Below are 359 nucleotides of genomic sequence, written 5' to 3' on the forward strand. Positions count from 1 at the left end.
TGATAGTAGATTTAAAACTTTGCAACAGAACCAAATTGTCTTTACCAATATTTAGGATTATACTGTATATGTTATTGGAAATGTGGTTAAACAATAGGAGGTTTTATTTTGGAAAAAGCACAAAGAATTAAAATCTTACAAGATATCGTCAAAATTAAATCGGTAAATGCACATGAAAAAGACGTTGCAGATTACCTTGCAGATTTGTTTGCAAAATACGATATTGAGAGTAAGCAAGTTGAATATGCAAAGGGCCGTAATAATTTAGTTGCCGAATTCGGCACTAATCAAGATGGGAAATTACTCGCTGTTTCCGGACATATGGACGTTGTTGAAGCTGGTGACGAATCTGAATGGGA

At 34.0% G+C, this 359-nt stretch carries 1 pseudogene; it reads left to right on the top strand.

What is annotated here, in order from left to right:
* Positions 1–108 precede the first annotated feature (108 nt).
* A pseudogene (locus HMPREF3116_RS09150) lies at positions 109–359 on the top strand (succinyl-diaminopimelate desuccinylase); the annotation flags it as partial.

The organism is Aerococcus sp. HMSC10H05 (genome assembly GCF_001806975.1).
GTDB classification, from domain to species: domain Bacteria; phylum Bacillota; class Bacilli; order Lactobacillales; family Aerococcaceae; genus Aerococcus; species Aerococcus viridans_B.